Genomic DNA, 12,236 nt, shown 5'->3' with positions numbered 1-12,236 from the left:
TATGCTCTAACCCATCTTTGTACAGGTCTACTGTACCGTCAAGGGCGCGTTATTCTATCAGCTCTAAAAGCTGTTGGCGAGTGTACCGCTCTGTAATGTAGCGTTCTATCTCGTCAACGTTGTCATGGTAGAAGCGGGTGTGCCCCTTATTGTTTTTTACCAATAAATCTACCTGTATTCGACTGCCAAACTCACCTTTTAGTTCATTTACGACTGTTTGCGCACCTAAAAATTGGTCAACGAACACAGAAGGTTCAATTCTGCGACCTTCTTCTTTTTCACGTGCTTGAACAAACTCCCAAGCAAATTCAGGTTTCTGATAAACAAACATTATCAGGACATGCCTGCTTTTTTGCAACGAACGCTCGATGTTTCGATGCGCAATATCATAATTAGACAACGTTCCATCTAGCAAAAACGACTGACCGTTTTTAAACGCGAAATCCAAGGTCCGTTCAACAATTAAAGAAACCGCCGACTGAAACAAATATGAATTACTACCTTGATACGCATCGAAATAGTGTCTGAGATCGTCAGGATCTAATCGTATGACGTTGCTCGCACCAATCTCTTCTAAAAATAGTTTGGACGCTTCGGTTTTTCCTGCTCCAGGAGAACCTGCCATAAAAACCGAAACAGGCTTTTTCTCAGCCGGAAACCGAAGCTTATCAGTGAGAGTTCGAGCAATTTGCGTTCGGTTCGTTTTCGCGAACATAACCGCCTGCGCAGCTATCTGTTCTTCATCTGGTGAGAGCTTTATCATCAGTTTGTCCTAAAAGATGTGCTTTGAGTGTGGCACTGACTTTTCTGCAGGTAAAGCCTTACTTCGTAGCATTCGACGTTGGACGCATTTTTGCCTGTGCTGCTTAGTCTGGTTTGCAGACAATGACTACTATGACTTTTGTGTAATTGCGCACATGTGATTCGGACGTTAACTTTATGTTTTTAAGTCTTACAGGGAGTGTTGGTTATGAAGTGGCTTTTAATCGTTGTTGTCAGCGTTCTGGTTCTTTACTCACCAACAGCAGAGAGCTGTTCATTTCGGATTAAAGGCGGCGATTTAATTCGTTGTGGCATGACCAAAATCGAAGTCATAGACAAAATCGGTAACCCCGATCTGCGCGATCGCCAATCGATTGGCATCAACACCGGGTTTGGTCGTGGTGGCCGCACCGCCGAAGCATGGTCTTACGTTGTGCGTGGTGACATCGGCGGCGAATATTACTTAACGGTGATGTTTTCGGGCAATAAAGTTGTGGAGATTGAGTCGCGGCAGGCGCGTCGGTAGGGGCTGCTTTGAGCGAACACCGGACCTTTTGACTTTCAGGTTACTGCAACTAGTGACTAGCCGTCGCGTTATTAGTAAGTGATCGTGTCGCCAGCAATGTACGGCACATTCACTTCGGCGATATTGCGTGTTTTGTTATTGTGTTGTGTGTTTAAGTCGTTTACTATCAATGACATAACAAAATAAAGGTTGGATACTGTGCGCTCGGTAGAGCGTAACTGAGCATGCTCAAATTGCCTTTGCTAACTCGGATTCTTTCAAGTCAGGAATGCCTGCTTGCTCAGTAAGTTAAGAGCTGAAAACCATCAATTGGACGAGTTGCTAAACGCGCACGCACAATATACAAATGTTAACTGTCACGGAAGATCTCAGTGAAATTTGAAGTATCGAGCAATCTTAAAATCAGTCCCGAAGATGTTGCTGGGCTACTCACCATGAAGGGCGTAAATAGGGAATTGAGCCCTCTCATCCGTATGACGGCTCCCTCAGAATGGTCAAGCAAGCCGATCTTCGAATGGCCCTCCGGTAGGGTGCTCTTTTCGAGCTGGATACTCCTTTTCGGTATCCTTCCCATTGATCGGCACACGTTCTTTTTTCAATCCATTGATCGCCAACGGGGTTTTGTGGAGGTGTCCAGTACTTTAACCAATAAGCTCTGGCACCATCGGCGGGACATCAATCGGAACGGGGCATTATGCTGGGTCACCGATACCGTCGAGTTCCAGTGTAGGTTGCCAGTGTTGGCAGACGTTCTGGCACCTGTCTACCGACTCATCTTCAAGCACCGTCATCAGGTGCTAAGGTCATACTATGGTGGCAGCGCCAGTTAACCAGTCAATTAAGTTCGTTCCGGCCTGCGGCCTCCACCGGACGCCCCTGTCGGGCCGCCGCTTATTTCAGCGTTATACGTTTTCGGAGTACTGAGTTGGAGCAACTTTCAATTAAGCCAAATTACTTGGTTAAAACCGATAATATTGGATTTCTATTTCCGGTTGTCTGGTCTTCAATCGCTCTAATTTGGGGCGTACTGTTCCACGAAGTGTCAGGTGCAATTTTCATATCAATAATGTCATTATTCTTTGTATGGTTAACTTACAAGCTGACTTCGTTCGTTTTAAGCTTTCAGCAGCATAGTGGTATCGTATCGAATGGGCATTATGATCAGGCTATTAAGTTTTTATGGTTTGTATCAGCGTTCGGTTTTCTTGTGTCTATAGCAAATGCCGTACTTTTTCAGCCAGAAAAACATATGTATTACCAAGCCGTATTTTCAATAGTCAGTTTTGGGTTTGCACTAGCCTCGGCGCGAAAATGGGGCTGTCACTATGTGGCTAAATGATATTTTAGCTAAAGCACGTATAACAAGGCGCAGCACTCGCGGCCTGCGGCCGCTGGGATGTCAACCGCTGCGCGGTCGTCACCCGTGTGCTTTGCGTTGTAAACGTCCGCTGTTGGCACAAAGCGGCCCACCGATCTGCCAAGACCAAAACCTATCCCAAGACAATCAAAAGATACTTTCTCCCCCCTCCAGCACGCTAAGATAGATCTCGATTTACCTACAACAAAAACGGAGCATGCGACGCGATAGGTTCGCGCTGAGAAACTATCGCGCTGCCGGTGGCTGTTCCTGATAAAAAGAGTACAGAGACCTCATGAATTCGCCGATTTTTCGGGAGAATGACAGCGGCAATAAGTTCGCTATATAGCAAAATAATTAATAGTAAGCTAAAATGTTCACTAATTAGCGAACGTTGGGGGCAAAATGGCGACTCGAATCGAAATTGGTAACGCAATACGCGCAAATAGAAAAGCGCTTGGTTACACACAACTGAGGTTATCAGAAATCACCGGTATTCATAAATCAACGATTTCCGAAATAGAAAATGGCCGTTTTACTGGCTCTTTTGACATCTTCGAGCGTCTGCTTGACGCCGTTGAGTTGCAATTTAATGTTTCGCGCAAGCAACATCGTTTGCCTGATTGGGATGAAATTAGTGAGCTTTTCGCCGAGGACGATGCATGACCGGTGCTGAAAAGTCCAAGTCAGTTTTACCTGCCAGGATCAATACGATTACCGTATGTATTGATGATGCCGAGGTGGGGCTGCTTACGCACGGGTCGGTGCATCATTTTCAGCCGAATCAGGACGCAAGACATGTGTCGCTGACCATGACCCAAAAGGGCATGGATGGATACTCCTCAGGCGCGCTGCACCCAATATTCTCACAGAACTTGCCCGAGGGCTTTAATCGTCATTTTATTGCCGAGAAATTAGCAAGGTATGCCAAAGTAAACGATATGTACCTATTGGCTCTGCAAGGAAGTCAGGGTATCGGTATGCTGTCTTACCAAAGCGATATTCATCTGCCTGAGGCCGAGCCTGTCGCACTTAACGATATTCTGACCTACCGCAGTCCGGACCCCTTATTCCCGCAGCTGCTGGAAAAATACTATCTACGCAACTCTTTGGCTGGCGTGCAACCAAAAGTTAGCGTGCCTCGCAGCACAAGAATTTCAACCGAGCGCACCGTAGAACACCGAGACCTAATTGTTAAAACCTTTGATGCCAAATTTCCGCTGCTTACCGTGAATGAATTTGTTTGTATGGAAGCGGCTCGTTGGTGTGGACTAGCTCCTCCGAAAGCCTATTTGCCAGAAAACTTAGAAACTTACGTGGTCGAGCGATTCGACATCTCCGATGAAGGTATTCGGCTCGGTTATGAAGACTTCACTACCTTGATGAAAAAGCCAAATGATCCAGATGCAAAGTATTCTGGCAGCTATGAGGCACTTTTGTATGCAACGCACCTGTACACGAACAACCAAGCAGAAGTGGAAAAAATCTACCGTTACATTGTGTTCAACTGTTTAATTGGCAATGGCGATGCGCACCTAAAGAACTTCGCACTGCAATACGCGCCGGACATGAGTGCTATTCATGTATCGCCCCCGTTCGATATCACTCACATCATCATTTACGACACCATCGACAACAAGATGGCGCTGAAATTAGCGGGTAGTAAAACATTTCCCGATGTCACAACGCTATTGCGCCTAGCCGAGGGTAAACAGTATCGAATCCGCAAGGCCAAAGAAATTATTGAGCAGCTAAGTGATGGGATTTTGGACTACCTCAAACAATCTAATGAGGTAGCGTTATTTGATGGACTAAAGGAATCCATTGAGCGGTCCGTTGCGCAGGTCATGACCTCATCATCCGGCACGTCGAAGTACCGCCATGATCGCATTAAAAAGTATGAGTAATGGGTAGCAGGCTAGCTTTCAAACGCACAGGGTTGGCACACTGTGGATGAAAATTATCCAACCCCAACGACCTAGACTCAGTGCCCGAAATCTGGTTCAAAGCTTCTATAAAAGCCCACGATTTCGTCTCGGCTGCGTTCTGGGAATCTCAAGTTGCGAACATGCGTGATATCTATATCCCGGCTTCCGAGGTCTACGTGTAAGATAAAAACTCAAAAACAGCCACACCCCGTTGAACCTTCGCACGTCCGCAAAGGTCAACAAATTACCTCCGTGCTCGGTCCGTCAATATCCATATCAAGGAACTTATATGAAAGCGAACACTAAAAAGCTAGCGGCGTACTCAGCTTTAATTATTATCATTGGCGGCGCGGCATTCTATGCGTCCATGGAAGACTATCAAAAAGAAAACATGTCGAACTTGGTGAGCCAACTATTCTCGTAGGCTACACCCCACCGAAACATTATCTTACAGCACTGTGAGCATCGTTATATTGACAATGTGTTACATCTCGACAATTATTGTAACAAATAAGAACGATTCTTATCTTTGAGTAATACCTTAACAACTGACCTGCCGGAGGTCATTTTGCGCTTACGCCGCGGTTTCACGCTAGTTGAACTGATGATTGTGTTGGTCATTGTCGCTATTTTGGCGGCGGTGGCGGTACCTAATTACAACGATTACGTTGAGCGCAGCTATGTGAGCACGGCGAGCTCCGATTTGGTGACGCTGAGTTTAGCGTTGTCGAATCGTTTTCAGCGTGAGCTGACTTATCCTACGGTGACTACAGATAGCACCAGCGAAACTGTCGCTGAGGTGAATGGCTGGGCGCCGGCCGAGAATGACTACTTTTCCTACACCATGACTTCGACGACAACGGGCTACACGCTGACGGCAACGGGCAGCGACCGCTTAGATGGCTGTGTGTTGACGCTGCAAGACGATAACACGCGGACTATCGATGGCGAGTGCGGAGGTATGGACGAATGGTAAGAACGCGCCAACAAGGCCTGTCACTGGTCGAAATCCTCGTTGTGCTGGCGATTATTGCATTGCTGGGCTTGGTAGCGGTGCCCTTTACGTCGACGTGGATTGACGAATCGCGGGTGGCCGAGGGCACCTCGATCGTGAAACGCGTGGTGAGTAAGGCGCAAGCCACGGCACTACGTAATCCTGAAGGCGTGATTGGTAGTGAACCGGCGGCGGGTATTAAGCGCGTTGGCGCGTTATTGCTAGTTTGCAGTGGCGATCCTAGCTTGAGTGTGTGCAGCGACGGTGGCAGTGCCATGGTATGGCGCGAAGAAATTCCCGATGGCGTCAGCATTACCTTAGCTGGCAATTCTATTTCAACTCTTGATGTTAGTAATCAAGGGCGTTTACTCGATGGTTTTGGTCGTGTGCGTTCCTACGCATACGCGGTTTCACGTGGTGGAGTGACAGATAATGATGCCAACAATGTCCTCTATTAAACCCATGCCGAAAACGCCAGCGGCGCGCATTCAAGAGGGCTTGACCCTGATTGAGTCGCTTATCGCGGCGCTATTACTGGCAATTTTGTTTCTGGGGCTGGCGTACGTGTTGTCGCGCGGCATTGTCAGCCATCGCTACACTGTGGTGCAGAGTTTAGCGCTACAGGAAGTGCGCGAGAATTTACAACAGCAAGGCATTTACGACATCTGTGTTGATGGTGAAGCAGCGGCCGCGCTGACCAGCTTGCCGAACAACGTGAACGTCGAAGTGAGCTGCACGACCAGCGATGTCACGGTGGATTTGCCGGGACTCGAACGTACCCTCGAAACGCACGAATTAAGCTTAGCGACTGCCGAAAATAACACTACCGAGAGTTTGTTCGGTGGTAATGGCAGCGTCCTGTTTGCGGAGAATTAAATGATGAATCAGCAGCAGCGACAGTCAGGGGTTTCACTTATAAGTTTGCTCATCGGCTTGCTGATCGCCTCTATTGTGGTGGTCGCGATGATGACGGTGTACCAAACCAGTGTCCGCACTATGATGAAATCGGCTGAGAGCGCGCGCTTACAAAGCGAGAGCTTATCAACGCTGCTGACCTCTCATTTAAGCCTACAGGGTGCAGGTTACGGCATGCCCGTCGACGACTTGCTCGACAATCCGGACATGGCGATTGATTTCTCGGCGGCGCAGTTTAATGGCTCCGGCCGCTTAGTGACCGGCGGCGCCGGCATTGCTTTGGTGTGGCGCTATGGTGTTGACACCAACAACGATTTTGAAGTGGACAACTTTCGCTGCGAAGGCCTTTACGTAAGCGCCGACGTGGGTGTGGTGCAGCTGGTTAGCAATAGTTCATGTAGCACCGCGCGGCGCGTTAGTTGGCCAAGTATTCCGTGGCTGCAAGTGCCACTGGCATCGCCGTCACAGTTAACCAATTTAGACGGTGAAGACGCCGAAATTAATAACTTTTTTGTCAACCTCGAAGATCGCGATCCGCCTTGCTCGCCCTTTGGCATGAGCGATAACGCGTCGGTACAGGGCGTGTTGGGGCGTCGTGCCGTTGAAGTCGGTTACCAACGGCTGGTAGGTGGAACCCCACAAACCGTATCAACCACCACGTGTTTGGTGAATTTGGTGCCGGAGGGAGTGCTATGATGCAACGTCAACAGGGTGCCGCAACGGTACTTATCCTCTTGCTGGTGGGGCTAGCTGTGGTGGCCTCGGTCATGATTGGCTTACGGCAAATTTCAACGGCACAAGACAAAGCGACCGCGCTGCATGCGCAAAGCCAAGCGCAAATGAAAGCCTGGCGCGGCGCTGAATTACTCTATCGTTATTTTCAACAGGTAGCGGTCACCGAAGGTGCTACGTGGGATGCTATCGAAACCGATTTACTGAATGCGATTAGCACCACCAACGCCTCAGAGGGCGATATTCTCAATGGCGATCCGGCTGCCTTCATTCGCGCCGTAGCAACGCCTGATCCCGCCGTCGATGAACACTTTGTCACCATTGATGTGGTAGCAACTTCAGGCGCGGGTGGTCCTGCCCAAGCAACTTCCACTTTGCGCTTAGTTTATTTGTTGGCCAGTGTTGGCGGCACACCGGGCGGCGCGCCGGCGTTACCTGCGGTGATCAATTTCAATCGTAATCTAGAATTGCGCGGCAATATCGACGTTATCGCCCCAGAAGATGAGCCTTATGTGATCAACGTGCGCGGCGACCTTACCACGCGCGGCAACAGTATTAGCGGTATCGATACCATTAATGCCGACGGCTCGATCGAGATTGGTAGTGGCTCGCGATTCAATAAGCTTAATGCCAATGGCGACATCAAACTGACCGGTAGTGTTTCGGGTGAGCAAAATCTTTCGGCGCTTGGCGATATCTGCTTAACGGGTGGCGCCTCGGCCAATGGCGAAGTCAAAGCCAATGGCAGCGTAACTGGGAGTGGCGGCGTACAATATGGTGCTATCACGGCGTTAGGCGAAAGCGACAATTTGCTGCACACCTTACTGTGCTCTCCTATCAACGTGGACTATCAAGGCGATAAATACGCGGTTGATTTAATGGGTAACTCCTCAGCGCAGTCGGTCAAAGCTGGCGCCAGCGTCAAGTTGAATTCCGGCACTATTGGTAGCTTGCAAGCCGAGGGCGATTTGGTCACCACCAATTGGGGCGGCAACGTACAAGGCTCGATCGGTGGCACTTTCCACAACGGTGGTAATCCTGCCAACGACGCCCGCATCAACATTCAACCGGGGCTCGACATTGGTGTTGAGCCACTAGACCCCATTATCATCGAAACGGGTGCTTTTAACGCCTATCAATATGAGTCCGAAGCCAACTACATCTTCCGCTATTTGAACAATCAACTGCGGGTTGAAGTGAAGAACGTCAGCGGTATTCCCGATGGTCTTTACTACTTAGGCGACAATACCAGTGTCAACGGACCCAAACGCGACCGCTTGTGTGTACAGGGCAACTGTAAAGGCGATTCCTACCCGTTCTGTGTCGGTTACTCTGACTGGAATGGCTGTTTCAGCTATAACCGTCAGCAACAGCGCTTAGATATTGGTGGTCGCGGCATGGCACCCGGTGTGGTCATGATTGAAGGTAACCTGAAGATTGGCAACGGTACTTACTTTAATACTTTCATCATCACCGGCAATGTACAAACCGCGGGTCAGCATAAAAACTATGCACCGAACTACGCCGGCTACGATGGCGAAATCGACAACGTCACTTATGCGCCGCGTGGCATTTGTGCTAACGCCTATGTTTCGCATCATCCAACCCAGTTCTGCAAGTCCGATGGCAGCTTTGATGCGGAAGCATCGAACGGTATTGGTAATTACACCTATATGGTCGGCAGTGAAGTGAGCGGCAATTACAACGGTGGTGATATAGATTTTGGTGCATCGACCGAAAATTTTGGTAATGTACTGGCTGGTAACGAATTCAATAGTGCCGGTAGCTCCACCATTTACGGCTTTATCAGTGCTCTGGCACAAGGCGCCGAAACGCAAAACCGCATGGGCGGCAGTACCACTATTGATGTTGAAGGTTTACCTCCTACCTTTGATCCGTTCGGCGGCGGTGTTGGACCCGGCAATGGCAACGGTGGTGGCGGTTCAACCGGCGGCGCAGTGCTTGATCGCGTCGTGCTCCTTTGGTCAAGGTATCTCTAAGTGACATCTAGCAGTACCCGATTACAAACGCTTGGTCCCGGAATTATACTTGCAGCAGCAGCGGTCGGTGCATCGCATCTCGTTGCTTCTACCCAAGCTGGTGCCTTATTTGGTTGGCAACTGTGGTGGGTGATCCTGCTGGTCAATGTGCTCAAGTATCCGTTTTTTCGCTTCGGCGTGACCTACACGCTCACCCATAATGAAAGCTTAGTAAGTGGTTACTATCGTAAGCACAAGCTGTATTTGTGGGCGTTCACGCTGCTCAATCTGATTGCCGCGGTAGTGAATACCGCTGGGGTGCTATTGCTTACTGCAAGCCTGTTGCAACTGTTTGTGCCGCAACTGAGTTTGGCGCTGTTGTGTTGGCTGATTCTGTTCGCCTGTTTGTTGGTGTTGCTCGGCGGGCAATATCGCAGCTTAGATGCGATCTCGAAATGGATCATGGTGAGCCTCTCGCTCGCTACCGTGGTTGCTGTGATCATTGCGTGGCAAACCCACGTGCCGCCCCCTGCGGATTTCGTGCCTCCTTCACCATGGCAGTTGGCGTCGTTGGCGTTTTTGGTGGCCATGATGGGCTGGATGCCGGTACCGATTGAGCTTTCCGCGATTAACTCGCTGTGGCTGCGCAGTAAACAAAAACTCACCGCGCTAACACTGCGCGACGGCTTGTTTGATTTCAATTTGGGTTATTGGTCGACGGCGGTGCTGGCGCTATTGTTTTTAGCGCTCGGCGCACTGGTGCAATTTGGTGCGCCGCAACCGATAGCTATGGCCGGCACACGTTTTGCCGAGCAGTTTGTGTCGATGTACGCCGCCACTATCGGCGAGTGGTCACAGTATTTGGTTGGTGCTATCGCCTTCTTATGTATGTTTGGCACCACCTTGGCGGTGCTCGATGGCTATGCCCGCACCTTGCGCGAAAGCCATCGCATTTTGGCAAAGCGTAAAACCAGTTTACGTTGGTGGGTCATCGGCCAGTCGATTGCTGGCATGTTAGTGATTCTTTACTTTCAATCTGCGCTTGGCCCGATGCTGAGTTTCGCCATGACGTTGGCCTTTGTCACGACGCCGTTCTTCGCCTGGCTCAACTACATGCTGGTGCGCCGTCAGAACCTCAGTAAAGCATTGCACGCATGGGCCTGGCTAGGCTTGCTTTACCTTGCTGGCTTCACCTTGGTCTATCTGTATTGGTTAGCGACGCGCTGATTATCTGCAATTCCATGACGTTGATCTCACTGTGCTTGTTCTTTGTGCTGACTTCCCCTTAAATGGAAGCACACTAAAAACAATGAGGTGAGATCCAATGAACATCTTTTCCCAAGCACTTGGCGCAACTTGTGTTGCTGCCGCGCTGCTTATCGCACCAGCAAGCTTCGCGCTGGATGACCATGCACTGCCAACGGCGAAAATTGCCGCTGACGATGTGGTGGTGACCGAGCACCGCGCCACCATTAATGGCGAGCGTTTCGAATACACCGCAACCACGGGCACACAGCCAGTTTTTAACGAAGCAGGCGAGGCCACTGCATCGCTGTTTTTCACTTACTACGAACGTAAAGACGTAAAAAACCGTGAAAATCGTCCGTTGGTGATTTCATTTAACGGTGGTCCGGGTTCGGCATCGGTGTGGATGCACATTGCGTACACAGGCCCGAAATCCCTGCGCGTCGATGACGAAGGCTTTCCAATCATGCCTTACGGCGTGAAAGACAACCCGCATTCGATTCTCGATGTTGCAGATATCGTCTTTGTGAACCCAGTGAACACCGGCTACTCACGTGTACTGCCAAACGACAAAGGCGAAATGCCATCGCGTGATCAACAGCAAAAAATGTTCTTTGGCGTCAATGCAGACGTGAAATACCTGGCGGATTGGGTCAATACCTTTGTCACTCGCCACGAGCGCTGGCGTTCACCGAAGTACCTGATTGGTGAAAGCTACGGCACCACGCGAGTTTCGGGCCTAGCGCTGGAGCTACAGAACCGCCAGTGGATGTACCTGAACGGTGTGATCTTGGTCTCGCCAACGGACATCGGTATCGACCGCCAAGGTCCAGTGAAAGCCGCTAACCGTTTACCGTACTTTGCGGCGGCAGCTTGGTATCACGACGCACTGCCTGCTGATTTGCAAGAAAAAGACTTACTCGATGTACTCGAAGAAGTAGAAGCCTATACGCTGGATACCTATCTTCCTGCGCTGGCCAAAGGTGCAATGTTGCCAGCCAACGAGCGTGACCAAGTAGCAGCGCAAGTTGCACGTTATTCTGGACTTTCAGAGCAGGTAGTACAGCGCTCGAACCTTGATATCAGCACGTCGTTCTTCTGGAAAGAGCTGTTACGCGACCGCGGCCAAACCGTAGGTCGTTTGGATTCACGTTATCTGGGTATTGACCGTAACGACGTAGGTGACAGTCCTGATTACAACTCTGAGCTAACCTCGTGGTTGCACTCGTTCACGCCGGCGATTAACTACTACTTGCGTGAAGAGCTAGGTTACAAAACCGACGTTAAATACAACATGTTTGGCCCAGTACATCCGTGGGACCGCAGTGGTGACAACACCGGTGAGAATTTACGCCAAGCCATGGCGCAAAACCCGTACTTGAATGTCATTATTCAGTCAGGTTATTACGACGGTGCCACCAACTACTTTGACGCCAAATACACCGGCTGGCATATTGATCCGAGCAGAAAAATGGCTGACCGCATCGATTTTAAAGGCTATCGTAGTGGTCACATGATGTATTTGCGCGCAGAAGATCTGAAATTAGCCAATGACGATCTGCGCGAGTTCATCAAGGCAACTATTCCAGCTGAAGGTGAAGCTGCGAAATACTAAACAACAAGGAGATAACCCATGGCTGATTTAATTCGTATTATCATCGCGATTTTATTGCCGCCGCTTGGTGTGTTTTTACAGGTGGGTATTGGTAAGCATTTCTGGATCAATATCATCCTCACGATTCTCGGCTATATTCCGGGCATTGTGCATGCAGTCTGGGTTATCGCTAAAAAATAATAA

General features: G+C 49.6%; 14 protein-coding genes and 1 pseudogene. 14 read left to right on the top strand and 1 reads right to left on the bottom strand.

Features of this window, described 5'->3' with window-relative positions; genetic code table 11:
• Window positions 1-49: 49 nt before the first annotated feature.
• A complete protein-coding gene (locus tag ACJ8W9_RS11740) occupies window positions 50-763 on the bottom strand; it encodes a zeta toxin family protein (RefSeq protein ID WP_411361168.1) in 714 nt (237 codons plus the stop codon).
• Window positions 764-970: 207 nt separating this feature from the next.
• Here ACJ8W9_RS11740 and ACJ8W9_RS11735 point away from each other — a divergent pair, with 207 nt between their 5' ends.
• The 14 genes and pseudogenes from ACJ8W9_RS11735 (at window position 971) to ACJ8W9_RS11670 (ending at window position 12,233) form a co-directional block, all read left to right on the top strand.
• Window positions 971-1,288 carry a hypothetical protein gene (locus ACJ8W9_RS11735; protein ID WP_411361167.1) on the top strand — a complete coding sequence of 106 codons (318 nt, stop codon included), beginning with the start codon at window positions 971-973 and terminating at the stop codon, window positions 1,286-1,288.
• A gap of 925 nt (window positions 1,289-2,213) precedes the next feature.
• Complete coding sequence (locus tag ACJ8W9_RS11730; RefSeq protein ID WP_411361166.1) at window positions 2,214-2,627, top strand: hypothetical protein; 414 nt, start codon at window positions 2,214-2,216, stop codon at window positions 2,625-2,627.
• A 423-nt stretch (window positions 2,628-3,050) separates the two neighbouring features.
• A complete protein-coding gene (locus ACJ8W9_RS11725; protein ID WP_411361165.1) occupies window positions 3,051-3,311 on the top strand; it encodes a helix-turn-helix domain-containing protein in 261 nt (86 codons plus the stop codon).
• On the top strand, window positions 3,308-4,552 hold the full coding sequence (locus ACJ8W9_RS11720) for a type II toxin-antitoxin system HipA family toxin (protein ID WP_411361164.1): 1,245 nt from the start codon (window positions 3,308-3,310) through the stop codon (window positions 4,550-4,552). The genes ACJ8W9_RS11725 and ACJ8W9_RS11720 overlap by 4 nt, the downstream gene beginning before the upstream one ends.
• Window positions 4,553-4,632: 80 nt before the next feature.
• Window positions 4,633-4,752 (top strand): annotated as a pseudogene (locus ACJ8W9_RS11715) (GNAT family N-acetyltransferase); the annotation flags it as partial.
• A gap of 110 nt (window positions 4,753-4,862) precedes the next feature.
• Entirely contained in the window at window positions 4,863-4,997 is a 135-nt protein-coding gene (locus tag ACJ8W9_RS11710) for a hypothetical protein (protein ID WP_411361163.1), read from the top strand.
• 105 nt (window positions 4,998-5,102) lie between these two features.
• Window positions 5,103-5,549: a type IV pilin protein gene (locus ACJ8W9_RS11705; RefSeq protein WP_411360364.1), complete on the top strand. Its 447-nt coding sequence runs from the start codon at window positions 5,103-5,105 to the stop codon at window positions 5,547-5,549.
• Complete coding sequence (locus ACJ8W9_RS11700) at window positions 5,543-6,025, top strand: Tfp pilus assembly protein FimT/FimU (protein WP_411360366.1); 483 nt, start codon at window positions 5,543-5,545, stop codon at window positions 6,023-6,025. The genes ACJ8W9_RS11705 and ACJ8W9_RS11700 overlap by 7 nt, the downstream gene beginning before the upstream one ends.
• Window positions 6,012-6,443 (top strand): hypothetical protein, encoded by a 432-nt coding sequence (locus ACJ8W9_RS11695; protein WP_411361162.1) that lies wholly within the window; start codon window positions 6,012-6,014, stop codon window positions 6,441-6,443. The genes ACJ8W9_RS11700 and ACJ8W9_RS11695 overlap by 14 nt, the downstream gene beginning before the upstream one ends.
• Window positions 6,444-7,178: a hypothetical protein gene (locus ACJ8W9_RS11690; protein WP_411361161.1), complete on the top strand. Its 735-nt coding sequence runs from the start codon at window positions 6,444-6,446 to the stop codon at window positions 7,176-7,178.
• Entirely contained in the window at window positions 7,175-9,214 is a 2,040-nt protein-coding gene (locus tag ACJ8W9_RS11685) for a hypothetical protein (RefSeq protein WP_411360371.1), read from the top strand. Before ACJ8W9_RS11690 ends, ACJ8W9_RS11685 begins: the two co-directional genes overlap by 4 nt.
• Complete coding sequence (locus ACJ8W9_RS11680) at window positions 9,215-10,420, top strand: NRAMP family divalent metal transporter (RefSeq protein ID WP_411361160.1); 1,206 nt, start codon at window positions 9,215-9,217, stop codon at window positions 10,418-10,420. It begins immediately after the preceding gene.
• 97 nt (window positions 10,421-10,517) lie between these two features.
• Window positions 10,518-12,053, top strand: a complete 1,536-nt coding sequence (locus tag ACJ8W9_RS11675) for a S10 family peptidase (protein ID WP_411361159.1) — start codon at window positions 10,518-10,520, stop codon at window positions 12,051-12,053.
• Between the two features lie 18 nt (window positions 12,054-12,071).
• Complete coding sequence (locus tag ACJ8W9_RS11670; RefSeq protein ID WP_411360376.1) at window positions 12,072-12,233, top strand: YqaE/Pmp3 family membrane protein; 162 nt, start codon at window positions 12,072-12,074, stop codon at window positions 12,231-12,233.
• Window positions 12,234-12,236: the final 3 nt, after the last annotated feature.

It is taken from the genome of Pseudidiomarina salilacus (genome assembly GCF_047323925.1).
GTDB classification, from domain to species: Bacteria; Pseudomonadota; Gammaproteobacteria; order Enterobacterales; family Alteromonadaceae; genus Pseudidiomarina; species Pseudidiomarina salilacus.
This window is presented reverse-complemented; position numbering and strand designations above follow the sequence as displayed.